At 47.4% G+C, this 21,714-nt stretch carries 28 protein-coding genes; 15 read left to right on the top strand and 13 right to left on the bottom strand.

Annotated elements, in window-relative coordinates:
• Positions 1 to 79: 79 nt before the first annotated feature.
• From ACYVFD_RS05400 to ACYVFD_RS05450, 11 genes are all read right to left on the bottom strand, one after another.
• A complete protein-coding gene (locus ACYVFD_RS05400) occupies positions 80 to 535 on the bottom strand; it encodes a c-type cytochrome (protein WP_461088746.1) in 456 nt (151 codons plus the stop codon).
• A complete protein-coding gene (gldD, locus tag ACYVFD_RS05405) occupies positions 523 to 1,110 on the bottom strand; it encodes a gliding motility lipoprotein GldD (RefSeq protein ID WP_461088747.1) in 588 nt (195 codons plus the stop codon). Before gldD ends, ACYVFD_RS05400 begins: the two co-directional genes overlap by 13 nt.
• Before the next feature lie 96 nt (positions 1,111 to 1,206).
• Positions 1,207 to 1,497, bottom strand: coding sequence for a hypothetical protein (locus ACYVFD_RS05410; RefSeq protein ID WP_461088748.1), 291 nt, complete (start codon positions 1,495 to 1,497; stop codon positions 1,207 to 1,209).
• Between the two features lie 64 nt (positions 1,498 to 1,561).
• On the bottom strand, positions 1,562 to 2,476 hold the full coding sequence (locus tag ACYVFD_RS05415) for a DUF2442 domain-containing protein (protein ID WP_461088749.1): 915 nt from the start codon (positions 2,474 to 2,476) through the stop codon (positions 1,562 to 1,564).
• A complete protein-coding gene (locus ACYVFD_RS05420) occupies positions 2,473 to 2,748 on the bottom strand; it encodes a DUF4160 domain-containing protein (RefSeq protein ID WP_461088750.1) in 276 nt (91 codons plus the stop codon). Before ACYVFD_RS05420 ends, ACYVFD_RS05415 begins: the two co-directional genes overlap by 4 nt.
• Positions 2,749 to 2,795: 47 nt before the next feature.
• Positions 2,796 to 3,575, bottom strand: coding sequence for a TIGR00266 family protein (locus tag ACYVFD_RS05425; RefSeq protein WP_461088751.1), 780 nt, complete (start codon positions 3,573 to 3,575; stop codon positions 2,796 to 2,798).
• Positions 3,576 to 3,723: 148 nt separating this feature from the next.
• Positions 3,724 to 3,984, bottom strand: coding sequence for a DUF4160 domain-containing protein (locus ACYVFD_RS05430; protein ID WP_461088752.1), 261 nt, complete (start codon positions 3,982 to 3,984; stop codon positions 3,724 to 3,726).
• A complete protein-coding gene (locus tag ACYVFD_RS05435; RefSeq protein WP_461088753.1) occupies positions 3,971 to 4,258 on the bottom strand; it encodes a DUF2442 domain-containing protein in 288 nt (95 codons plus the stop codon). The genes ACYVFD_RS05430 and ACYVFD_RS05435 overlap by 14 nt, the downstream gene beginning before the upstream one ends.
• Positions 4,255 to 4,533: a hypothetical protein gene (locus tag ACYVFD_RS05440; RefSeq protein WP_461088754.1), complete on the bottom strand. Its 279-nt coding sequence runs from the start codon at positions 4,531 to 4,533 to the stop codon at positions 4,255 to 4,257. The genes ACYVFD_RS05435 and ACYVFD_RS05440 overlap by 4 nt, the downstream gene beginning before the upstream one ends.
• Positions 4,534 to 4,599: 66 nt before the next feature.
• Positions 4,600 to 6,141: a glutamate--tRNA ligase gene (gene gltX / locus ACYVFD_RS05445; protein ID WP_461088755.1), complete on the bottom strand. Its 1,542-nt coding sequence runs from the start codon at positions 6,139 to 6,141 to the stop codon at positions 4,600 to 4,602.
• A gap of 79 nt (positions 6,142 to 6,220) precedes the next feature.
• Complete coding sequence (locus ACYVFD_RS05450; RefSeq protein ID WP_461088756.1) at positions 6,221 to 6,589, bottom strand: Rid family detoxifying hydrolase; 369 nt, start codon at positions 6,587 to 6,589, stop codon at positions 6,221 to 6,223.
• A gap of 240 nt (positions 6,590 to 6,829) precedes the next feature.
• Between ACYVFD_RS05450 and ACYVFD_RS05455 the strand changes: the two genes are divergently transcribed.
• The 13 genes from ACYVFD_RS05455 (at position 6,830) to ACYVFD_RS05515 (ending at position 17,402) form a co-directional block, all read left to right on the top strand.
• Positions 6,830 to 7,975, top strand: a complete 1,146-nt coding sequence (locus ACYVFD_RS05455) for an App1 family protein (RefSeq protein WP_461089453.1) — start codon at positions 6,830 to 6,832, stop codon at positions 7,973 to 7,975.
• Between the two features lie 104 nt (positions 7,976 to 8,079).
• On the top strand, positions 8,080 to 8,922 hold the full coding sequence (locus ACYVFD_RS05460; RefSeq protein ID WP_461088757.1) for a hypothetical protein: 843 nt from the start codon (positions 8,080 to 8,082) through the stop codon (positions 8,920 to 8,922).
• 125 nt (positions 8,923 to 9,047) lie between these two features.
• Complete coding sequence (locus ACYVFD_RS05465) at positions 9,048 to 9,623, top strand: RNA polymerase sigma factor (protein WP_461088758.1); 576 nt, start codon at positions 9,048 to 9,050, stop codon at positions 9,621 to 9,623.
• Positions 9,604 to 11,190 (top strand): porin family protein, encoded by a 1,587-nt coding sequence (locus tag ACYVFD_RS05470; RefSeq protein ID WP_461088759.1) that lies wholly within the window; start codon positions 9,604 to 9,606, stop codon positions 11,188 to 11,190. The genes ACYVFD_RS05465 and ACYVFD_RS05470 overlap by 20 nt, the downstream gene beginning before the upstream one ends.
• Before the next feature lie 49 nt (positions 11,191 to 11,239).
• Positions 11,240 to 11,767: a QcrA and Rieske domain-containing protein gene (locus ACYVFD_RS05475; RefSeq protein WP_461088760.1), complete on the top strand. Its 528-nt coding sequence runs from the start codon at positions 11,240 to 11,242 to the stop codon at positions 11,765 to 11,767.
• A gap of 17 nt (positions 11,768 to 11,784) precedes the next feature.
• Positions 11,785 to 12,471, top strand: a complete 687-nt coding sequence (locus ACYVFD_RS05480) for a hypothetical protein (protein ID WP_461088761.1) — start codon at positions 11,785 to 11,787, stop codon at positions 12,469 to 12,471.
• 4 nt (positions 12,472 to 12,475) lie between these two features.
• Positions 12,476 to 13,036: a YceI family protein gene (locus ACYVFD_RS05485; protein WP_461088762.1), complete on the top strand. Its 561-nt coding sequence runs from the start codon at positions 12,476 to 12,478 to the stop codon at positions 13,034 to 13,036.
• 74 nt (positions 13,037 to 13,110) lie between these two features.
• Positions 13,111 to 14,607, top strand: coding sequence for a serine hydrolase (locus ACYVFD_RS05490; RefSeq protein WP_461088763.1), 1,497 nt, complete (start codon positions 13,111 to 13,113; stop codon positions 14,605 to 14,607).
• 243 nt (positions 14,608 to 14,850) lie between these two features.
• The gene (locus tag ACYVFD_RS05495) at positions 14,851 to 15,939 is read left to right on the top strand and encodes an MFS transporter (RefSeq protein WP_461088764.1); all 1,089 of its coding nucleotides are present in this window, start codon (positions 14,851 to 14,853) and stop codon (positions 15,937 to 15,939) included.
• A gap of 34 nt (positions 15,940 to 15,973) precedes the next feature.
• Positions 15,974 to 16,153 carry a hypothetical protein gene (locus ACYVFD_RS05500; RefSeq protein WP_461088765.1) on the top strand — a complete coding sequence of 60 codons (180 nt, stop codon included), beginning with the start codon at positions 15,974 to 15,976 and terminating at the stop codon, positions 16,151 to 16,153.
• Between the two features lie 65 nt (positions 16,154 to 16,218).
• Positions 16,219 to 16,407, top strand: a complete 189-nt coding sequence (locus ACYVFD_RS05505; RefSeq protein ID WP_461088766.1) for a hypothetical protein — start codon at positions 16,219 to 16,221, stop codon at positions 16,405 to 16,407.
• 30 nt (positions 16,408 to 16,437) lie between these two features.
• Positions 16,438 to 17,097: a hypothetical protein gene (locus ACYVFD_RS05510; protein WP_461088767.1), complete on the top strand. Its 660-nt coding sequence runs from the start codon at positions 16,438 to 16,440 to the stop codon at positions 17,095 to 17,097.
• Positions 17,097 to 17,402 (top strand): hypothetical protein, encoded by a 306-nt coding sequence (locus ACYVFD_RS05515; RefSeq protein ID WP_461088768.1) that lies wholly within the window; start codon positions 17,097 to 17,099, stop codon positions 17,400 to 17,402. The genes ACYVFD_RS05510 and ACYVFD_RS05515 overlap by 1 nt, the downstream gene beginning before the upstream one ends.
• On the opposite strand, the gene ACYVFD_RS05520 is transcribed toward ACYVFD_RS05515, so the two are convergent.
• Both ACYVFD_RS05520 and dnaN read right to left on the bottom strand, forming a co-directional pair.
• A complete protein-coding gene (locus ACYVFD_RS05520) occupies positions 17,313 to 18,620 on the bottom strand; it encodes a TCR/Tet family MFS transporter (RefSeq protein ID WP_461088769.1) in 1,308 nt (435 codons plus the stop codon). The two genes, ACYVFD_RS05515 and ACYVFD_RS05520, sit on opposite strands and share 90 nt — an antisense overlap.
• A gap of 117 nt (positions 18,621 to 18,737) precedes the next feature.
• Entirely contained in the window at positions 18,738 to 19,859 is a 1,122-nt protein-coding gene (dnaN, locus tag ACYVFD_RS05525; RefSeq protein ID WP_461088770.1) for a DNA polymerase III subunit beta, read from the bottom strand.
• Between the two features lie 193 nt (positions 19,860 to 20,052).
• On the opposite strand from dnaN, the gene ACYVFD_RS05530 reads away from it, so the two are divergent.
• Both ACYVFD_RS05530 and ACYVFD_RS05535 read left to right on the top strand, forming a co-directional pair.
• Positions 20,053 to 20,565 (top strand): DUF2480 family protein, encoded by a 513-nt coding sequence (locus tag ACYVFD_RS05530; protein WP_461088771.1) that lies wholly within the window; start codon positions 20,053 to 20,055, stop codon positions 20,563 to 20,565.
• 162 nt (positions 20,566 to 20,727) lie between these two features.
• Entirely contained in the window at positions 20,728 to 21,627 is a 900-nt protein-coding gene (locus ACYVFD_RS05535; RefSeq protein WP_461088772.1) for an ABC transporter ATP-binding protein, read from the top strand.
• The last annotated feature ends 87 nt before the right edge of the window (positions 21,628 to 21,714 follow it).

The following is a 21,714-nucleotide window of genomic DNA, read 5'->3' on the forward strand; positions in this document are numbered from 1 at the left end:
GATTAAACACAGAGACGCAGAGAACATAGAGTTTTCACTTCAAAATTCTCTGTGTTCTCTGCGTCTCTGTGTTTAATCCTTATTTAGCGGCTCGAGTGGCTTTTACGTCGTCGGCAGTGATGGCGTCGGCTTTGTTGCCAAAACTACTGCGTATGTAAGTGAGTACGTCAGCGATTTGGGTGTCTGTCAGGAAATCGTGTGCAGGCATAGCATTATCGTACGCATCACCTTCTACATCCTGGCCTTGTAAGCCTTTCAGAACGACATTGATGAGCCGCTTTTTATCACCTAATACCCAATCGGTACCACGCAGGGGCGGGTTCAGGTTGGGTACGCCCGAGCCATTCGCCTGGTGGCAGGTCAGACAGTTTTGTTCGTAAACTACCTGGCCGGGCGATTTAGTCACTACTGTCGAAGACTTGCCAGAAGGCTTCGGTGCAGGCTTTTTCGTGGGGCTTTGGGCAAGAGCGAAAGAATGAATGAGTGAAAGAGCGATAACGGCTCCCCAAATTATGAACCTGTTTACTTTCTCCATTTCAGGGTATTGAGTAGATGCAGAATGTCTTTGCGAATGTATTGAATAACAGGTTGTAATGAGTCATTTTCGGTGGCTGTATTGAAATATAAAGCGCCCCGAAGGAAGTTCGTTGTAGAATCAGTCGTAACAAACTGTACCTGGCTCGGCACATCGCCGGTAAGATCAATGACACTGGCTTCCAATCCCGATTTCAAACGCATCTTTTTCTGCTCGATGGAATAAGCTTTAATGTTGTGCCGCGCTGCCAGTTTATAGGAGTCTTCGAGCATGGCACGCAGTCGATTCACATCGTTGTGAATAGGCTTGTACGTCAACTGAACGCTGGCATGGAACATCGGATAGTTGATAAAAATCCAGTGCGGTTCGGACCGGGCAAATGTATCGGGCAGTAGCCGGGCAGCTTTATTGTACTCAAACTGATACGGGTGAATAGGATCGATCAATTTATATTCCTGAGGGGGCAGGTCTAATCGGGGAAATCCCTTGGGTTTGGGTACATAATTGTCTGACGAGCTACTACCACAGGCAGCTAGTATAAGTCCGGAAAGAAGAACAAAACAGTGCTTTATCATGAAATTAAAAGGGAACTTAGCCTCTCAGGCTACCTAACAACGCAAAAGCCCGGCAGTTTGGTGCTGGGCTTTTGCAATAGACTATGTATGACCTAATCAGGCATTTACGTTTTCCAGCTCTTCCTGCCGAACAGGCTGTCCCATCAGTGTAGCAAAGCGATTGATGTTGAACGTAGGCTCAAACCAGACTTCGCCCATAACCGGATGCTTTACGGGTACATCGGGATTTTTGATTTCGTTCAGCAGCACACCCGTTTCGCCGGTTGTGTGACGCTTCACCTGACGGATGGTATACATTTTATCACGTTTGGGCGTTTGTACACCAAACTCTGCATAAAATGCCAGCACAGGAGCCGGAAAATTGTCGTTTGTGCAGATAACTTCCATTTTGTTGCCTTATTGTTCCAAATAAAACAGTAACACTAGTTAGCAGGTTCACCTAATAGCATTATTATGCTGCTCGTTTGCCGGCCAATTTCCGAGGGACTGATAGTTTTTGGGCAATAGAATTATCAGCCTCTCGAACTAATCCCAAATAATTTGCCCGTTTTAGTAAATAATCAAAAGGGATGTTGAAATAGTTGGCAACTTCGTTTCGGAAACTATCAGGATATCGAGTCAGATTTACACCAAAAAATTTTCTTATTTCAACTTCGGGCACCATAGCTTCTAATGCTACATGTTCAGCTTCGGTTAACAATTCTCTCCTTGATGGATAAAGGTACTCTAAGCCTATAGAAGCTACCAAAATATTCAAAAATAGATTTTTGTAAGTCGTGGATAACTCAGCAGGTAAAATAATCCAACCCTGCTCACGAAATTTTGCTGAAAAGCCTGTTAAACCTTGTTCGCTTCTAATTTCACCTGCAATAAACTCATTTGGAAAACGCAAACGCCTGTCTGATTTCTGTAATCGAGTAACTATAGTCTCTATAGGTATTCCTTTAAACAGAACAGTTGGAGGAATATTATGAGTATGTTCCCAATAATCCGTCAGGCGTATAAATAATTGTTCGTTAACAGGTAGGTTTTCAGCAGTACCTAAACTAATCAGAAGTTGCCGAAAAGCTGCTAGAAAATCAATCTGGATTTGCTTATTTAATGAGTGATAGGAGTTTGTTTCAAAGGTACCTAAGAAGTCTTGAATATGATAGATTTCATCGTCACCTTGAAACATTAAGAAAGCTCCGTCAGAAATATGATAGAGTTTTCGTTGCTCCACTGTTAATTTTGAAATCCCTGGAAAGCGATTTAAAGGAGCAAAAAGTGTTCGGCCATCTTCCAGATACAAAGTAATAGCTCCTTCTTTTCGGAAGGAAACTCGCACAATTTCCGGAATAGTAGAATTAAAGCCTACATTTCTCATCGTAGATGTAATGTTTTTACTTCTCCATCGGTTGCGAAGGTGCGAATCGATCTCTCAAGATCGTCTTTATGCTTCACTAACACTTTTAAGGCGATAGAAATTTCTTTCTCGGTTAAACTTCCACGTTCAAATACATCTAGCGTATCTAACCAAATCTTAGCTGATCGACCAGAGCGACTTTTAGTGTTCGACACATGTACGTGCATCCGTTCAAGAAGATCATAAGCGAAAATGTAATATACTAGATTTCCATAGACCGCTAGTTTCGGCATAGAGCAAAATTCAAGAGATTCTTTAATTAGAAGCTGCTAGGTATATATTAATCTTCAAACAGGTTGCCTAGTTGGCCAAGTACAGAACCACCTTCTTTATGCGATTGGGCGCTATTAGGCGACAACCGCTGAACCAGTTTCGAGATTGGCATCGACTGAATCCAGACTTTACCGGTACCACGCAGCGTTGCCAGGAACAGCCCCTCGCCCCCAAAAACCATACTGCGCAGACCACCGGCCCGTTGAATATCGAAACTAATGCTTGGTTCAAAACCCACCACACAGCCCGTATCGACGCGCAGAGTTTCGTTGTTCAGCGTACGTTCAACTACAACACCACCTGCATGGACAAACGCCATGCCATCGCCCTGCACTTTTTCAAGAATGAAGCCTTCACCGCCAAAAAAACCTGCGCCCAGCCGTTGATTGAACTGAATACTTAGTTTGGTGCCCAGGGCGGCACACAGGAACGCATCTTTCTGAACAATGAGTGTGTTGCCATACACATTCGCCAGATTGATGGGCATCACTGTACCTGGATAAGGTGCTGCAAAGGCCACTTTCCGCTTGCCAACACCTCGGTTGGTGAAATGCGTCATGAACAACGACTCGCCCATAATCATCCGTGAACCAGCCTGAAGCAGTTTACCTAGAAAACCCTGGTCGGGCTGAGAGCCATCGCCCATTTTGGTTTCGAAGGTGATGCCATCTTCCATAAACAGCATAGAGCCAGCTTCTGCAATGACGGTTTCGTTCGGATCGAGTTCGATTTCTACAATCTGAATGTCTTCACCAATGATTTTGTAGTCGATTTCGTGCGAGTACATGCTAAGTGTCGTTATGGTTAGTTTCGTAACCGAAAACTACGGAAACCCTGGCATTTAGCCGCTAATTTTTCTGATAAACGGGCAAAAAAAAGCCCGACCGGGCGATTTGGCAGGTCAGGCTTTTTTGCGAGCTTTAGAATTAGCTTTATTAGTGTAAAGGTTCGATTGTAGTCAAAGGTTGTAAGGATTTGGCTAATTCCCAATTTGCTAATAATTCGCCCTGATGAATAACAGCCCATTCGATGACCATACCTAGTGCACGGGAAGGAAGTTTGCCTTCAATAACTGTTAGGTCATTGATACTAATCAATGCTTGATCATTGCCATATTTAGCATGGAAGTGGGGAGGGTTATGATCATCATAGTACATAGCTATGATAATACCGAAGAAACGACTAATCTGAGGCATGAGAAGTTGTCTGTTGTTTCCAGGCCTCAAACGTAGTGTTTTTTATTGTTAAGTAAGCATTTAATAAATCTATGTCGAGTAAATCGTTCCAGGCTACCGTACCCATTTCATTGATATAAGGCCTGGAAAATAAGTTGTCATTATCCCAGGCGCTAAAAACGCCCCTTCCTGCCAGGTTCGAGAGATCGACCAAACCAGTAGTACCGTCCTCAAACTGCAAGCGAAGCGTATACATGGGCAGGGCTTCAACCGAAGTTAAGGAAGGGATATTCATTTTGAATCTTCGTCAAGATTTAAATCATCTAAATTCAAATCGTCATCATCCTGTTCATCAAGTTCATCGGGTTCGGACTCACCTTTCAGGTTCAGGTCGGTACGATGGCGAAGTTTTTTATCATCGACCGTTTTGTTCAGAAACTGGTTAATGCGGTCAATATCGAAACTCGTGGTGATTTCACCGAACGAGTTGATCTTGATATCGAAGCCTTCGAGTTCTTTATGGACTCGTGGTTTATCGTTTTCGTCGGGATTGGTTTTCTTCTTAGCCATGAGTTTAGTGTTTGAAAATCAAAAGTAAACCTATAAGGCTTCAAAGGCCTTATAGGTTTGAAAAAGTTAGCTGACTGGCGATTTTAGAGTAGCCAGTGCTTTTTCGAGTCGCTGGATAGTCTGTTCTTTGCCGATAATTTCCAACGTTAGCATCAGGTCGGGACCAGCGCCAAGGCCGGTCAGGGCCAGACGCATCGCCTGCATGATTTTTCCCTGCTTGATACCAGCCTGTTGCATCGCATCGCCTAACGTGTGCTTGATCGAATCGGCCACAAAATCACCATCGAATGCTTGCAGGGCATCACGGAAAACGGTTACAGCGCGTTTGGCATCGTCGTTCCATTTGGCGGCTACAATGGCTTCGTCGTAGGTTGTGGGTGCGTTGAAAATCGTACTGGCTTCCGTGAAAATTTCATGCGCGAAATTGACACGGCCTTTCAGCAGCGAAACGATCTTTTCAGCTTTCTCCAGCGAACAATCAAACCCGGCCGCTTCGGCCTGTTGCTGAACGGTGGGAGCCAGTTCCGAATCCGGGCGTTGGCGGATATACTGATGGTTGAACCACTGCGCTTTCTGAATGTCGAACCGCGCTCCGGCTTTGTGTACCTGAGCAATATCGAACGTTGCGATCAGTTCCTCCATCGAAAACAACTCCTGTTCGGTACCGGGGTTCCAGCCAAGCAAAGCCAGAAAATTGACAACCGCTTCGGGGAGGTAACCATCTTCCCGGAAACCACGAGCCACCTGACCCGTTGTAGGGTCGGTCCACTGCAAGGGGAAGATCGGGAAACCACCCAAATCAGCGTCACGCTTGCTAAGCTTGCCGTTCCCTTCCGGTTTGAGCAGCAAAGGCAGGTGAGCAAACTGCGGCATGGTCGATTCCCAACCTAGATACCGATACAGCAGCACATGCAACGGTGCCGAGGGTAACCACTCTTCACCCCGAATCACATGGGTAATGCCCATCAGGTGGTCATCAACGATGTTGGCGAGGTGATAGGTGGGCAGCCCATCCGATTTCAAGAGCACTTTATCATCAATAGCCGATGAGTGAACAGTCACCCAACCCCGAATCAGATCGTTTAATCGAACTTCTTCTTTGCGAGGAGTTTTCAGCCGAACCACAAACGGATCGCCTGCTGCGATGCGAGCCTTCACGTCGTCGGGCTTCATCGTGAGCGAGTTACGCATCTGCATCCGTGTAATGGCGTTGTATTGTGCGGCTGGGGCGTTGGCCTGTTCCAGCCGTTTGCGCATGGCATCCAGCTCTTCGGCCGTATCGAACGCATAATACGCTTTGCCTTCGTCGATTAGTCGCTGGGCTTCTTTCTGATAAATTTCTTTTCGTTCCGACTGGCGATACGGCGCATCGGGACCGCCTACCCCCTGACCTTCATCGATCTCGATGCCAATCCAGCGCAGTGATTCAAGAATGTATTCTTCGGCTCCGGGGACAAACCGATTCTGGTCGGTATCTTCGATCCGCAGGAGCATTTTGCCGCCCGTTTTTCGGGCAAACAGATAATTATAAAGCGCAGTACGCACCCCGCCAATATGAAGCGGTCCCGTAGGACTAGGTGCAAAACGAACGCGAACAGGACTAGACATAATTTTGAAAGAGTGAAAGAGCGAAAGAGTGAAAGAGCTGCGGGAGAGTTTTCGCTCTTTCACTCTTTCACTCTTTCGCTCATTGGATAGCTATTACTGAAATTTCAACATTAACATCTTTAGGCAATCGGGCCACTTCGACGGTTTCGCGGGCGGGTGGTTCTGAAGGGAAATATCGGCCGTAGACTTCGTTGATCGCTGCAAAGTTGTTCATGTCTTTGACAAAAATGCTGCTCTTCACGATGTTGGCGTAATCAAGTCCGGCGGCTTTCAGAATGGCCCCGATGTTTTCCATTACCTTCTGGGTTTCGGCCTGAATGTCGCCCTGACCGGCAACGTCGAGGGCAATTTGACCTGAAACGAACAGCATGCCAGCGGCTTTTACAGCCTGACTGTAAGGGCCAATCGGAGCTGGAGCCTGTTCGCTATAAACAATTTGTTTGCTCATGGTTTTAGTAGTCAATAATGAGTAACCTCACCCTATTCTTATCTCCTGATTTTAGGAGAGGGGCCGGGGACGGTCGGTCGCTGCCGTGAGGTTAACGCCAGCAAAGTTATCACTAAACCCCGGATGGGTTTATGTTTAGGTCAAAGTTTGGTGTTTGACGTTTAAAGTTGATTACTACGACAGGTACTTTCGCGTCAGCCAACGTTGAACATCAACCATTACATGTTAAATCTACTCTTTATGACCAGTTGGAAAGAGTTTCTGATAAATACCGTTGCCGATGTGGATGCCCAGTTTGATAGGCTCAAAGCCCGACTGTCGGGGCGACTTGATAGCGACAAACCTTACCGAATCATGTATTATCGAGGATTTGGAAGTCCGACGGCGGTCTGGTTAAAAGGTCGGGTATTACGGCAGAATGACCTGAGTACCCCCAGCGACCATGATACATTCTGGCAGAATCTATTGGCTACCTATCAGCGATTCGATAGCGACGCTGTTGCGGACGTAACTGTCCGGATTGAAGCATTTGGACATGTTTATCGAACCGTAACGAATAAAGAAGGCTATTTCGAACAGACCATCAACCCACCAAATGATTTACCAGCAGGTCGGGCATGGTTTCCGGTTCGTTATGCACTGGAAGGAGTTTTGCAGCCCGATACGTTGGAAACGGCGGTTAATCAGCCAGTTAGTAAAGATGGGTATCTGATGATTTCACCCACATACAGCCAGTTTGGCGTGATTTCCGATATTGACGATACCGTTCTGGTGACCGATGCCACCAACCTGCTGCAAACCGCCCGACTGACGTTTTTGGGAAATGCCTATACGCGGCTGCCTTTTGCGGGTATCGGGGCTTTCTACCGGGCACTGCAAAGTGGACCCGTTACAACCTTATTTAATCCGATCTATTTTGTGTCGAGCAGTCCCTGGAATCTGTACGATCTGCTGGTCGATTTCTTTCGCATACAGGGTATTCCCAAAGGGCCGATCTTACTGCGCGATTTCAGCCTATCGTCCGACTTTCTTTCCTCCGAAGGGCATCATACGCATAAACTGGCCATGATTCAGAAGGTGCTGGATGTGAACCCGCAATTGCCGTTTGTGCTGATTGGCGATAGCGGGCAGCAGGACCCCGAAATTTATGCACGAGTCGTGCGTGAGAACCCCGGTCGGATACTGGCCATTTACATCCGCGATGTGTCGGAAGATCAGCGAGATGAAGCCGTTCGCGAACTGATTCGAACGACCGAAGCCTACCATGTCCCGATGATGCTCGTGTCCGATACAGTGGCTGCTGCCGAACATGCTGCCTCGATTGGATTGATCGATTCAGATACTATTCCGGAGATTCGGGCCGACCGACGCGCCGATAAAGAATAACTTTTTTTAATCGCCTACGCAACCCAGGGTTATAGCCATCCGTATTGCCAAGTGAACCGGTTCAACTGTTCTTTTATTCAACCTAAAAAACGCAGTTGATAGAAATGAAACCTTCCGTTTACGTAAATCGGTCAGTTTTACTGGCAGCTTTGTGTGTAGCAACATTGTTGGGATGTAAAGAGGATAATCCGACTGTTTCGTCGGATGTGGGTCTGGGAACCACCGCGCTGGGTCAGGTACTGACCGGACAAGACGGCAAAACGTTGTACTTCTTTGCAAGGGATGTGGCTGGTGATGCCAATTGCTCAGGTACCTGCCTGGATAACTGGCCTATTTTCTACAAAGAGACGCCTACGCTGGCTAGTGGCTTAAAGTCTTCCGATTTTGGCACAATAACAAGGGCCGATGGGGCCAAACAAACGACGTTCAAAGGCTGGCCGCTGTACTATTACAAAAACGATGCAAAAGCAGGCGATGTAACGGGGGAGAATGTAGGTAATTTGTGGATGGTAGCTAAGTCAAATTACACGGTGCTGCTAGGGTCGCGGCAATTGGTTGGACTTGACGGGAAAAACTATACATTTGATACCAAAGAGGGGGCCGGAAATTCGTTATTTCTGACCGATAGTTTAGGACGTACGTTGTATGCTTATGCATTCGATAAGAAGAATGTAAACAAGTACACCAAGACTGATTTGAGTAATGATGCGACCTGGCCTATCTTCCAGACATCATCTAAGCTGGGAGAAATTCCATCGGCGCTCAATAAAGCTGATTTTGCAACTATTACTGCAGTCGGTAAAACGCAATTGACCTACAAAGGCTGGCCATTGTATTATTTTGGAGCCGATGCCGGGCAACGAGGAAGTAGTAAAGGAGTTAGTGTTCCGAAACCAGGCATTTGGCCCGTGGTCAATACCACGTCGGTTGAAGCTCCGGCTCAATGATTATAATGAATAATGTAAAATGAATAATGGATAATTAATCTTCTGTTAATCAGTATGGTAATTGTTAGTCGTTATTCATTTTACATTATTCATCATTCATTTCCTTCTATTAACTAAAGCTTATTTTGTCCAACGCTTCGAACATACCCGCTCTGACCGACCTGCTGGCAGGCTGCTTACGCAACCATCGGCAAAGTCAGGAATTGCTGTACCGGCAATTTTATGGGTATGCCATGAGTGTATGCATGCGATATGCACCTACGCGGGAGGAAGCATTGGAAGTATTGAACGATGGTTTTTTGAAAGTATTTACACGATTGGATCAGTATGATCCTGCACAGCCGTTTAAAGGCTGGCTCCGACGAATTATGATCAATGCGGCTGTCGATCAGTATCGTCGGGAAGCTCGCCATCAGCATGAGGGTGTTGAACGAATTGAGCAAACCGCAATAGCGGAATCGGCCGACGCCTTTAGTCAATTAGCGCATGAAGATCTACTGGCTCTGATTCAGCGCCTGTCGCCTGCCTACCGGCTGGTTTTCAACTTGTACGTTATGGATGGATTTACGCACGAAGAAATTGCCAATCAACTTGGTATTTCGGTCGGTGCGTCTAAATCGAACCTCGCCCGGGCGCGCGAGAACCTGCGCCAGTTATTGAAACAATTAAACTACGACGAGTATGCCAGAGCTAACCGATGACCAATTGGATGGGCTCTTCAGAAAGTCGGCTGAAGAGTTCGATCCCCCGTTCGATCCGGCGGCCTGGCAGGACATGAAGGCCCGCCTTGACAGCAACGAACACACAATGCCTGCAGGGGCATTGTTCTGGAAAAACCTGCTTCGGTGGGGATTACCTGTACTGCTGCTATTGCTGCTAACAGGGGGGGGATGGCTTGTCTATCAAAAAACAACAGCTAAAGGAACTACTGCCGTCGATCCGGCCCGATTAGCCGAAGCTCAGCCTGCTAAATCGGCGGAGCCTTCACCAGCACACAAGTCAGACTTGACTATTACCAGCTCTTCCGACAAGAAGGGCAATCAGGTTCAGAAGTCGGCTGATCAGATCGAATCGATAGAGAGGACTACGAATTCAGAAATCCGACTTGACAAATTGACGAAGCGGCCAGGTCCCGCAACCACAGCGTCGACAGCACCGACGCGAAGCCCTGCAACGAACCGGGCAACAAATACGTATAAGCCAGTATCTGATGGTCGATTATCGCGCCCTAATCGGAATAATCAGCTATCAGCAGAGGCCCCTTTATTGGCCACAAACAACGAAGCAAAAACGGCTCGTTACGAGCGAACAGTGAAGAAAGGTACTAATGCACGTATGCGTAAGAGCCGCAATCGTGTTATAAGTTCTGAGCCGGTTGCGTTGGTTGGGGCTGATTATTCAACAAAACTCACGTCGCCGTCCTGGGCTACCAAACGACAGAAATCTGGTGAGCGGGAGATTGTTCAACCAGAAGGCTATGCTGTTGGAGGAGCCATAACGCCGGGCGAAGAGATCGAATCAATTTCGCCGGAGTCCTTTACCGTGTATAAGCTAGCGGTTCGGCCACCAAAATGGCCAACGGTAACCTTTGCGACTCCACCTGTCGTTGTGCATCCTGATACGACTGCCCGTACCGTTGTATCAAAGCCTAGTATACCTTTTCAGCGAGGGCTGAGCGTTCGCTTCGGCGTATCACCCGACTTGAGTTCGGTTGGATTAGATAATTTCTCCCGGCCTGGTACAAATATTGGCGCATTTCTGGAATATCGGTTCGCATCGCGCTGGAGCGTTCAGACAGGGTTGATTCAAAGTACGAAAATTTATCAGGCTTATCCTGACGAATACGATCCACCAGCCGGTGCGTGGGGAGGTTACACAAAGCCCAATAACATAGATGGGCGCTGTAACATGTTTGATATTCCGCTTAACGTGCGGTATGATTTTTCGGTGAAGCCTAAAAAAGCAGATAATCGGTTAGTGAATCGCTGGTTTGTAAGCACAGGTGTAACTAGTTACATCATCAAGCAGGAAGACTATCACTACAATTATCCAGCGCACACCTATAACCAGCGGACCGATTCTACGGCTAGTACCGGTGGCTATGGCTTTAGTAATCTTAACTTTTCGGTGGGCTACGAACGGGCGTTGAGCCGACGGCTTTCCTGGCAAATTGAACCGTTTATCAAGATGCCACTGCGAGGAGTCGGGCTTTTCAAGATTGACTTATTAAGTACAGGTGCCTTTTTCTCGCTTCGTTTGAAATTATGACGCAATCTCTACAGATAGTCTAAAGGAGGCTATTAATTAATGTAACTACATGAAACCGAACAATCAGATGAAGAGTAATTCAGCAACCGAAACAATGAAGCGTGGAGAGTTTTTGCGTAGCCTTGGGTTAAGCACTGGAGCCCTAATGGCTTTCTACTGCATGGGTACAGGATTGACGGCCTGCTCAAAGAGCGATAGTAGTGACCCCGCTCCCGTAACACCCCCCGCAGCGGGTGTTACAGGTAATGCCGATACGTCGAAAGGGGCGATCAGCTTTACCGTAGATATGACGAATTCTAACTACAGCAAACTAAAAACAGCGGGTCAATACGCGATTATTGGCAGCCTGATCGTGGCCAAATCGAAAAGTGGGTCATACATAGCCCTATCGAAAACCTGTACGCACGAAGGGTCGGAGGTGAAGTATCGGTCTGCCCAGGATGATGTTTATTGCGATAACCACGGTTCGGAATACAGCCTGACAGGCGCCGTAGACGTTGGACCAGCTACTAAAGCATTAACAAAGTACAACACGTCGCTAAGCGCGGATGGAAATACGCTGACAGTAACTGCCTAACCACTAAATTCAGCCCGATGAAATTTGTTTGTTTTGCCTTACTGGTATGGGTTGAGCTGGGTTCCTTACAGGCTCAGGATACAACCGCCATACGTCGGGATACAACGGTTACGCCAGGTCAGACGCCAGATAATTCGGCGTCTGACCTGTTGGCTGGCCTGGCCGACTCGACCGAAAAGCAGGAACTGCTACCCCATAAAATGATCTTCACCCAGCGCATCTTCTGGGGGCCGAAGGGTTTGTTGCGTACCATGAATATTGCTCCACTCACATCGGAAGGGCGGATTCATGAGCTGAAAGTTCGGCGGACGATGCTGGTCGCCCACCAGATCGGAGGCTTTCTGACACTGGCTGGCTTTGTGACGCAGGGTATACTGGGTGCAAAACTGTATAATGCCAAAGGTCAGGATTATACCGATACTAAGAAGTGGCATGAGCGTACAGCGACGTTTATCAATATCTCGTACGGAACCACGCTGGCATTGTCTCTTACGGCTCCACCCCCCATTGTAGGACCCAAGCGTGGTTTTACAACCATTAAATTGCATCGATACTTAGCCATTGTTCACCTGGCCGGCATGATAACTACCAATATTCTGGCCCATATGATTGAAGATAATTCGTCGCTAAAACCGTATCACCGGGCCGCTGCCTACACCACATTTGGAGCTTACGCAGCCTCAATTCTGGCCCTAAAATTCTAAGATCATGAAAAACTATCAGATTGCAAATGGCTGCCTTGTAGCCATCATGATTCTTTGTGCCTTTAAGGCACCCTTGGCGAAACGAAAAATTATGGCTGACAAGGCCGCTTCAACCGTATCGTATGCGGCCAAACACCCATTGCATAGCTGGGAAGGGGTCAGCCATGATGTTAATTGCGCCATTATCTATAACGATGAAGCTAAACAGCCCGAAACGGTTGCCGTTTCCATAAAAGTAGCCTCGTTCGACAGCGATAATAACAACCGTGATTCGCACGCGGTAGAAGCTATGGAAGGTATCAAATACCCGAATGTTACATTTACCAGTTCGGATATTAAGGCGGGTGATAATGGAGCGATAACGGCTAAAGGGACGCTGACGTTTCATGGGATTGCCAAACCCGTTACGCTCAATGCTACCCGCAAAGACAACGGAAACAAAATGACGTTGACGGGCGAGTTTCCAGTCAATATGACCGATTACAATATTGAACGACCTTCGCTTATGGGCTTAAAAACGGAGGATGCCATGGTGCTGCGGTTTAATGTCGTATTCAGTTTATGAATATATTGCAAATGGCGTGATATACAGGTTATTGATTTGTATGTCGTGCCATTTGCAACCTGTTCATAAGCTACATGAAACTATCTACCACCATTCTGCTCGTTCTGAGCACTATTTCGCTGTGGGCTCAACAGCCAAACCCTTCCCGCCAACTTCAGGATTTTGATGCCTACGTAGAAGCTGCCCGCCAGCAGTGGGGCGTTCCGGGTATGGCCATTACGGTCGTTAAAGACAACAAAGTAATCTTTAAGAAAGGGTACGGTGTTCGGGAACTGGGGAAATCTGATCTCGTTGACACGCAGACGCTGTTTGCCTGTGCGTCTACGACGAAAGCGATGACTGTTACGCTGCTAGGGATGCTGGTCGATGAAGGCAAACTCGGGTGGAACGATCCCGTCAGTAAATACCTGCCCGAACTTCAACTGTACGATCCTTACGTGACCCGTGAGTTGCGAATTCGTGATCTGCTGATTCACGACACTGGCATCGGTAGTACCGATTTCATGACAGGGGCCATGACCATCCCGGCCAATGAGATGTTTCAGCGAATGAGGCTTGTACAGCCCAGCTACTCCTTTCGGGCAGGGTTTGCGTATCAGAATACATTTTATTCCGCTGCTGGTCGTATTATAGAGCGGATTGTCGGAAAAACCTGGGCCGAATTTCTGAAAGAGCGCGTGTTCAATCCGTTGGGTATGACCCGAACGGCACCCAAGCGCAGCTATATCAAAGACGGCAACCAGACCAAGCCGCATTTTAGCATCAATGATACCATCCGCGTGATCGAATACGGTGCGGATAGCGAAATTGGTTCGGCAGGTGCCGTCTGGTCATCCGCTGATGATATTAGCAAATGGATCATCTGTATGCTGGACAGCAGCAAATACAGTGGAGGGCGTCTGCTGAAGCCTGAAACCTGGGCCGAGATGTTTACCCCACAAACGTTTTTCCCGGAAGATGAATACCCGACGATGTCCGTCCTGAAGCCTAACTGGCGAACTTACGGTCTGGGTTGGTATCAACACGATTACAAAGGATATAAAGTCAATTTTCATACTGGGAGTCTGGCGGGACTAACTGCTATTACGGGTCAGTTGCCCGATGAAAAATTGGGTGTTTATATATTCGGCAACTTAGACCATGCCGAGGTACGCCATGCGCTGATGTACAAAACCTTCGACTGGTTTGCCCTGGGCGGTAATCGGGATTGGAGTACCGAGTTTAAAACCTTATATGACGGGCTTAAGAAGATGCGAAAAAACGCCATCAATGAGTTCTACGAAGATCGCATAAAGGATACCTCGCCCGCGTTGCCATTAGCAGCCTATGCCGGGAAATATACCAGCTCGTTGTATGGCGTGGCCGAAATACTTGTGCAGCGCGATGGCTTAGCTGTTACTATCAATGATAACAGCCTGAAAGCTAATCTGGCGCATTGGCATTACGACACATTTTACGGCCCTTATCAGAAAGCCTGGTATGGTAATGCTCAAGCCAAATTCCTCTTTGGTAAAACCGGTAAGGTTGATAAGCTGCTGTTTGATGGACTTGAGTTTAGTAAAGAAAGGTGAATCTAGTTTTGATATAAAGCTAGATCAGAGAAGTAACTTATAATGTCCTGACAAGGTATGGCCCCGTCGGAGTCAAATGTTTATAGCTAGAGTAGTCATCTATAGACATCTGACCTCGTCGGGGCCATACTTATTTTTAGTCAAGTACAGGTTTTTCCGCCTGAAAATATAGGTTTTCCCAGATTGAATATAAATTTCTTTTAGTCGACCTTTGTTGCATTCAATCTATTGAATTACAGACAGATGAATGCGCTAAATAGTCTATTGGCCAGAAATTCCAGGTATCACTATACCGTATTCGCACTGGGTATTGGTCATGGCTTTTCGGACGCGGCTGCCGGTTACCTGATTGGGAATTTATCGAGTGATTCCTCTTTCGTAGACATGGGCGGTGCGATCATGGTGTATAATCTGTTGGCGTTTGGTGGTCAACTTCCTGCCGGTATCTGGCTTGACCGAATAGGTTATTACCGCCTACCGGCGATACTGTCGCTAGTGGGCATGGTGGCAGCAGTAGGGTTATTGATGGGTGAACTGTTGTGGCCGGCTGTTGTGTTGGCAGGGTTATGTTCGGCCATCTATCATGTGGCTGGAGGGGCTGTCACCCTGACTAGCTTCCCGGAGAAATCGCGTTTTGTAGGGCTATTCTCCGCCTTTGGCGTTATGGGCCTGGCGTTAGGTGGTTGGGCTGGTGCTATGGGGTGGGATGTCGTAGGTTATCTGTTAATGAGTGGACTAGCAATAATCGGATTAGTTCTGCTAAAGACCAGCTTTCCACTTGTTCAAGTTCGAATGACCGTTGAGGAAAAGCCGCAATTGGATCATCACGACTACCTGATGATTCTGCTACTGATGGCTATTGCGATGCGATCGGCTGTCTGGAATATAGTGCAATTACTTTATGCCCAACACTATGATTGGCTGCTATATGTGGCTCTGGCAGCCATGGTGGGTAAGTTGATTGGTGGCTGGTTAACTGACCGGATTCCCTGGAAACTATATGCGCTTACAGCACTGGCTATCGCCATCCCGGCCTTAGGCTGGGGGTATCGTCGGTTATTCTGGCTAATGCTTGGAACCGGATTGCTACAATCCCTAACGCCCGTGAGTATAGTGGCTCTTCAGCGATTGTTTCCAAACACGCCCGCTATGGTGAGTGGTGCCACATTTGGATTGGCCATTGCGTTGGGTGGATTGGTGTCGTATGTCCCGTTGGCTTCTTATTTTTCGCTATTCACGCAGTTGCTTTTATTGGGTGTCCTGACCTGGTGTCTATACTATTCATTCTGGTCGGTTCATAACCAACGCTCAACCTTGCCGAAGCGGCTTTGATACCTGGAATCTACTGAACCTTAACACCATCATCATGAAAAAGTACACGCTTACTCTGCTCTTTATAAGTATGTATTTGTGCGCTTTTGCCGATGAAATTCCTGACCCAAAATCGGCCGAGCCATCCGTATTGCCAAATACATTGGTGATTGGCGTGTTTGCTGTAGTACTACTTCTGATTGTTCGTCGGGTTCGAAAACGTAGAGGTAAATGACAAACGTAGTCTGATTATCAATCTGTACTGAACGGTTCTGCAAATAAACCTTATCACTTACTACGATGAAAAAAATAATCCTTATTCTGGCACTCCTAAGTATCTATTCGCCAGTATTCGCAGATATTCCTGGAAGCGGCAGGCATGGTAGCCCAAACAGCAGCATAGTATCAGATAGTACACTACTAATTGGCGTATTGACCGTAGTCGTTCTATTCATTGTATGGCGTATCCGTAAGCGCGGAGAGATGTAGCGTATCTGTCAATTAGCTAACGATATACGCATGAAAAACCTACGCTTATCACTTATGGGCTTGTTCTTAATGAGCATTTCTCAAAACCTTCTGGCCGATATGATTCCTAGAGGAAATCGGCGGGTTGAGTCCTGTTTTCGACTGGCTAATGTAGATAAATACCCCACTTATGTGTTTCTAGCCTATTCGCAGGAGCGATTTGGCGATCGGTATACAGTATTGGGGAAGGATGTTTGTGTCGATATGAGAAAACAAAGTCATACAACTATCTATGCCATTGCTAAAGCCCGATTTGACGAAGGAGCTATTAAAGCAATTGATTCTGATTCGACCGATGAATACGATCAAAAGTATGGGCATTATTTTACATCGAATCCCAATCTGATCAGGACTGGAACCGAGATTTATCCGCACGACTTCATTCCTGAATCAGATTCAGCCATTTATGTAGAAGATATTCTGATGATTCAATCGCTTACCTCTGATACATTAATGCTGAACTATGACAGTGCGATATTTACCTATGCCGATGGACGGAAAGATAAACGGGCGTGGGAAGATGTCGAACAGAAGGAAGAATACAGTCTTAAACAAAACGCACCAGAACTGGCTCAAATCTGGATGGTTGCTGGAGGAATAGCCATACTTAGTATAGTAGCTGTGCTGTACGTTCGAAATCGAAAACGCTGATGTGGATTTACCTGGTCAAAACCTGGCTTATCGAAATTCCGCTGCTGTTTCTGTTTATCCGAAAACTGGATACGCCCTTGAACATACTCGGGTTGGGGTTGCTGATCAGCGCATCTACCTGGCCATTTCTGGTCTATTACTGGTACAACTTCGGTGGGAATATCTTCCTGCTCGAAGGCGTGGTATCGTTGGTTGAGAGTGTTTGGGTACGATCGTTATGGAAGACCTCCTGGGCTTATAGTCTGCTGGTCGGCTTTACGTGCAATATCGTCAGTTTCGGACTGGGCTGGCTGGGGTGGGTTTGACTGGGGAGCCATATTACGTTTGAAGCCTCGCCGGGCCAGGAAAGCACTAATAATAACCAGTAGTGAACCTAAAAAATAAGGCGCTCCGGGCAAATAAACAGGGGCTTTTGGCGAGGTGAAATATGAAAACAGATTGGTCATAATCAGTGGTCCGAAAATAGACGTTGTACTGGTCAGGCTGGTTAATGCCCCCTGTAATTCACCTTGCTCATTGGCCGGAACCTGCGTAGAAATAATACCCTGAACCGATGGCCCCGCTATACCGCCCATGGCATAAACGGCCATAAAGGCGAACATCATCCAGCTTTGACTAGCTAAGCCGAACAAAACGAAACCAAGTGCGCTGAACAGTAACCCGACGTATACCGATCGCTCTTGACCGAGTTTGGGGATAATGATTCGAGTAAGGCCTCCCTGAACAATGGCAAATGAGAGACCAATAGCCGCTAATGATAGACCGACTGTTTTTTCGTCCCACTTGAATTTCTCCATTGTGTAGAACGTCCACGTACCCTGGACCGCAAAACCAGCTATGTAGATCAGCACCAGCGATGCCACCAAGCCAAGAATGACCGGGTATTTGCCAAGCCGCATCAGTGAACCAACCGGATTAGCTCGTTTCCAGTTGAACGGACGTCGGTGTGCTTCGTCAAGCGATTCAGGCAGAATAAGCAAGCCATACAAGAAGTTGACCATGGTTAGCCCGGCCGCCACGAAAAAAGGCACTCGTGGGCCATATTGCCCTAAAAAGCCACCAACCGCAGGGCCAAGAATGAACCCTACACCAAAAGCGGCTCCCACCAACCCGAAGTTTTGCGCTCGTTTTTCTGGAGGACTCACATCGGCAATGTAAGCAGTAGCCGTTGTAAAGCTGGCGCCCGTGATACCCGCCAGAATCCGCCCGATAAACAGCCAGCCAATGCTGGGGGCAAATCCCTGAAGAATATAGTCTAGCCCAAATCCGAAGAGAGAAAACAGCAGAACAGGCCGACGGCCATACCGGTCGCTCAGGCCGCCCAGAATAGGGGAGAACATGAACTGCATGCCTGCGTACGAAAACGTCAGCCAGCCCCCCCAGCTTGCCGCCTGACTGATATTACCATGAATGAGCTGCTCAATCAGTTTCGGAAACACGGGAATAATGATCCCCAGACCCGTCACATCAATCAGCAGTGTGATAAAAATAAAAATCAGGGCAGGTGCGGTGCGCTTTTTCATAAAAGTAGGAGTTAGGAGTGAGGAGCGAGGATCCATCCGGCAGCATTTTTTTGCGTCCGCCATTCTCACCGCTCCGGCGGCCCGGTCCTCGCTCCTCACTCCTAACTCCTTTAAAAATTAAGCGTACGTATTCAACATCACGGGCATCACCAGCATCAGGATGTCTTCGTTTTCTTCTTTGTCGGCTGGGATAAGCAGACCGGCGCGGTTTGGGGCCGACATTTCCAGCGAAATCATTTTAGCACTGAGGTTGCTCAATACTTCCGACAACAGCTTGGCATTGAACCCAATTTCCATCGCATCGCCATCGTACTCGCAGAGTAACTTCTCGTTGGCTTCGTTTGAGTAGTCTAGGTCTTCGGCCGAAATAGTCAGTGAGTTCGTTTTAAGCGCCAGCCGAATTTGGTGTGTAGTCCGGTTGGCGTAGATCATAATCCGCTTGAGTGAATTCAGCAGATCGGTCCGACCGATGGTCATCACGTTCGGGTTGTTGGTCGGAATGGCGTTTTCGTAATCCGGGAAGCGCTCATCGATCAGGCGGCAGATCAGCTTGGTAGGCCCAAACGTAAAAGCGGCATTCGATTGGCTGAATTCAGCCGTAACGGGTGTATTTTCGGGCAACGATGCTTTCAGCAGTTGCAGCGCTTTCCGAGGAATAATGATCGATGTGCTGCCCGACGCACTAAGGTCGGTACGCCGGTAACGAATGAGTCGGTGCCCATCGGTAGCCACGAACGTAGCATTGTCGCTGGTGAGTTGCAGCAGAACCCCTGTCATGGCCGGACGAAGATCGTCGGTGCTCGTGGCAAAAACGGTATTGTTGATCGCACCCAGCAAGACATCCGAAGGCATATCGACCGACATATTTTTGTTGACCGTCGGCAGTTTTGGGAAGTCAATTGGGTTTTCGCCCGACAGTTTATAACGGCCGTTATCAGTCAGAATTTCGGTACCAAAGGTGTCGATATCTATGTTGATCGTAACCGGCTGTTCGGGCAGGCTACGGAGGGTGTCAAGCAATAATTTGGCTGGAATGGCAATCGACCCGTTGTCGCTCGACTCAACCGGAATCTGGGTTGTCATGGTCGTTTGCAAATCCGAAGCGGTTACCGTAAGTGTTCCATCTTCAATGCGAAACAGGAAGTTTTCGAGGATAGGAACAATCGGGTTGGTGGCCACGACGCCGTTGATATGCTGAAGGTTTTTTAGCAGGACAGACGAGGAAACTATAAATTTCATAGGCCAAGTGTCTAAGTCGGTTTATGTTGATATATAAGAACAAAAGTACGAAAAAAGCCGACAGCCCGTGTATGTTTTTGCAGAACCTTTCGGGGCTAAATCGTGGTTGTAATGGATAATGCAGAATGAATAATGTACAATGCTTACAGGCTTACATTATCTATTGCGCATTATCCACTTTTCATTGAAATTGATGGAAGCTGAAATCGTTAATCGTGTGGCCAATAGCGGGCTAATTACGCTCGATCTGGAAGAGTATTACCATCCTGGCGAACGGATTGTCTATGATCTGAAAGATAATCTATTCATGGGACTTATCCTGAAGGAGAAAGATTTTCGGGCTTTTTTGAAAGAGCACGACTGGAGCCAGTACGCAGGGAAAAATGTGGCCATCACTTGTACTGAAGATGCGATTGTACCGACCTGGGCTTATATGCTCCTGACGCTGCAGCTACAGCCCTACGCCAATGCCATCGTTTTCGGTTCTCTGGCCGATCTGGAAGAAAAATTGTACTTCGATGCCATTGCCCGCATTAATCCGGAAGAGTATCGGGATGCGCGGGTAGTGGTGAAAGGGTGCTCGAAAGTACCGGTGCCCACAGCCGCTTACGTTGAGCTCACCCGCGTTTTGCGCCCAGTCGTTCAAAGCCTGTTGTTTGGCGAACCATGCAGTACCGTACCCCTCTATAAGCGCCCGAAAGGGTAGTCATAGTCATCTAAACGTATAGCGCTTCAAGTGGTTGAAGCGCTTTTTTTTATGCCTTTCAAATCAAATTAGTGCCGTCGGCAAAAGATTGAATTTGATATTCGCAGACTTTCAACATATTTGTTCCTATTCCCTTCAACCAAATAGTCTTCTGCTTCCTATATGCAACTCGAAATTAAAGACCTATCCAAAACCTATTCTAACGGCGTTCGTGCGCTGAAAGGCGTTTCGCTGACCATCTCACAGGGTATGTTTGGTTTACTGGGACCTAATGGTGCCGGTAAGTCATCGCTCATGCGGACAATCGCGACCTTGCAGGAAGCCGATAGCGGCAGCGCCCAACTAACGGGTTTACCAGAGGGTAATCTGGATGTGCTCACGCAAAAAGATGCTGTTCGGCGGTTATTGGGCTATTTGCCCCAGGAGTTTGGAGTCTATCCACGCGTAACGGCTGAAGCGATGCTTGATCATATTGCTACCCTGAAAGGCATTGCCAATAGCAAAGAGCGAAAAGAGATTGTGCAGGGATTATTACAGAAAGTGAATCTGTATGAAGTGCGGAAGAAAAACCTGGGAACGTATTCGGGTGGGATGAAACAGCGCTTTGGCATTGCCCAGGCCCTGATCGGTAATCCACGCCTGATTATTGTTGATGAACCAACTGCCGGACTGGACCCTGCCGAACGAAACCGGTTTCATAACCTACTCTCAGAAATTGGTGAAAATACCATTGTCATTTTATCGACACACATTGTAGAAGATGTCACGAACCTCTGCTCCGACATGGCGATCATCTGTCTGGGCGAAGTGGTAGCTACGGGCAATCCGAACGATCTGGTGACCGAATTGACAGGCAAAATCTGGCAGAAATCCGTCGAGAAATCGGAGATTGAGACCTATCGGCAAACGCATCAGATTATTTCCACGCAACTCAAAGGTGGTAAAACGCGGCTGCATGCCTATAGCGAAGTCCCACTTACTAATTTCGAGCCTGTGACTCCTGACCTTGAGGATGTGTACTTTACGAAAATTACTGAGAAAATGGGGGCGATGAGTGTGTAAAAGGAGTTAGGAGCGAGGAGTTAGAAGCGAGGAGGCCGGGCCGCGTAGTCTGATGTATATAAATCAAATACCCACCTTATTAATGTA

This window comes from Spirosoma gilvum (genome assembly GCF_054776815.1).

Excerpts from the sequence above, each read along its gene's own strand:
- ACYVFD_RS05400 (WP_461088746.1), bottom strand. The coding sequence starts at position 535 with ATGGAGAAAGTAAACAGGTTCATAATTTGGGGAGCCGTTATCGCTCTT.
- gldD (WP_461088747.1), bottom strand. The coding sequence starts at position 1,110 with ATGATAAAGCACTGTTTTGTTCTTCTTTCCGGACTTATACTAGCTGCC.
- ACYVFD_RS05410 (WP_461088748.1), bottom strand. The coding sequence starts at position 1,497 with ATGGAAGTTATCTGCACAAACGACAATTTTCCGGCTCCTGTGCTGGCA.
- ACYVFD_RS05415 (WP_461088749.1), bottom strand. The coding sequence starts at position 2,476 with ATGAGAAATGTAGGCTTTAATTCTACTATTCCGGAAATTGTGCGAGTT.
- ACYVFD_RS05420 (WP_461088750.1), bottom strand. The coding sequence starts at position 2,748 with ATGCCGAAACTAGCGGTCTATGGAAATCTAGTATATTACATTTTCGCT.
- ACYVFD_RS05425 (WP_461088751.1), bottom strand. The coding sequence starts at position 3,575 with ATGTACTCGCACGAAATCGACTACAAAATCATTGGTGAAGACATTCAG.
- ACYVFD_RS05430 (WP_461088752.1), bottom strand. The coding sequence starts at position 3,984 with ATGCCTCAGATTAGTCGTTTCTTCGGTATTATCATAGCTATGTACTAT.
- ACYVFD_RS05435 (WP_461088753.1), bottom strand. The coding sequence starts at position 4,258 with ATGAATATCCCTTCCTTAACTTCGGTTGAAGCCCTGCCCATGTATACG.
- ACYVFD_RS05440 (WP_461088754.1), bottom strand. The coding sequence starts at position 4,533 with ATGGCTAAGAAGAAAACCAATCCCGACGAAAACGATAAACCACGAGTC.
- gltX (WP_461088755.1), bottom strand. The coding sequence starts at position 6,141 with ATGTCTAGTCCTGTTCGCGTTCGTTTTGCACCTAGTCCTACGGGACCG.
- ACYVFD_RS05450 (WP_461088756.1), bottom strand. The coding sequence starts at position 6,589 with ATGAGCAAACAAATTGTTTATAGCGAACAGGCTCCAGCTCCGATTGGC.
- ACYVFD_RS05455 (WP_461089453.1), top strand. The coding sequence starts at position 6,830 with ATGACCAGTTGGAAAGAGTTTCTGATAAATACCGTTGCCGATGTGGAT.
- ACYVFD_RS05460 (WP_461088757.1), top strand. The coding sequence starts at position 8,080 with ATGAAACCTTCCGTTTACGTAAATCGGTCAGTTTTACTGGCAGCTTTG.
- ACYVFD_RS05470 (WP_461088759.1), top strand. The coding sequence starts at position 9,604 with ATGCCAGAGCTAACCGATGACCAATTGGATGGGCTCTTCAGAAAGTCG.
- ACYVFD_RS05475 (WP_461088760.1), top strand. The coding sequence starts at position 11,240 with ATGAAACCGAACAATCAGATGAAGAGTAATTCAGCAACCGAAACAATG.
- ACYVFD_RS05480 (WP_461088761.1), top strand. The coding sequence starts at position 11,785 with ATGAAATTTGTTTGTTTTGCCTTACTGGTATGGGTTGAGCTGGGTTCC.
- ACYVFD_RS05485 (WP_461088762.1), top strand. The coding sequence starts at position 12,476 with ATGAAAAACTATCAGATTGCAAATGGCTGCCTTGTAGCCATCATGATT.
- ACYVFD_RS05490 (WP_461088763.1), top strand. The coding sequence starts at position 13,111 with ATGAAACTATCTACCACCATTCTGCTCGTTCTGAGCACTATTTCGCTG.
- ACYVFD_RS05495 (WP_461088764.1), top strand. The coding sequence starts at position 14,851 with ATGAATGCGCTAAATAGTCTATTGGCCAGAAATTCCAGGTATCACTAT.
- ACYVFD_RS05500 (WP_461088765.1), top strand. The coding sequence starts at position 15,974 with ATGAAAAAGTACACGCTTACTCTGCTCTTTATAAGTATGTATTTGTGC.
- ACYVFD_RS05505 (WP_461088766.1), top strand. The coding sequence starts at position 16,219 with ATGAAAAAAATAATCCTTATTCTGGCACTCCTAAGTATCTATTCGCCA.
- ACYVFD_RS05510 (WP_461088767.1), top strand. The coding sequence starts at position 16,438 with ATGAAAAACCTACGCTTATCACTTATGGGCTTGTTCTTAATGAGCATT.
- ACYVFD_RS05515 (WP_461088768.1), top strand. The coding sequence starts at position 17,097 with ATGTGGATTTACCTGGTCAAAACCTGGCTTATCGAAATTCCGCTGCTG.
- ACYVFD_RS05520 (WP_461088769.1), bottom strand. The coding sequence starts at position 18,620 with ATGAAAAAGCGCACCGCACCTGCCCTGATTTTTATTTTTATCACACTG.
- dnaN (WP_461088770.1), bottom strand. The coding sequence starts at position 19,859 with ATGAAATTTATAGTTTCCTCGTCTGTCCTGCTAAAAAACCTTCAGCAT.
- ACYVFD_RS05530 (WP_461088771.1), top strand. The coding sequence starts at position 20,053 with ATGGAAGCTGAAATCGTTAATCGTGTGGCCAATAGCGGGCTAATTACG.
- ACYVFD_RS05535 (WP_461088772.1), top strand. The coding sequence starts at position 20,728 with ATGCAACTCGAAATTAAAGACCTATCCAAAACCTATTCTAACGGCGTT.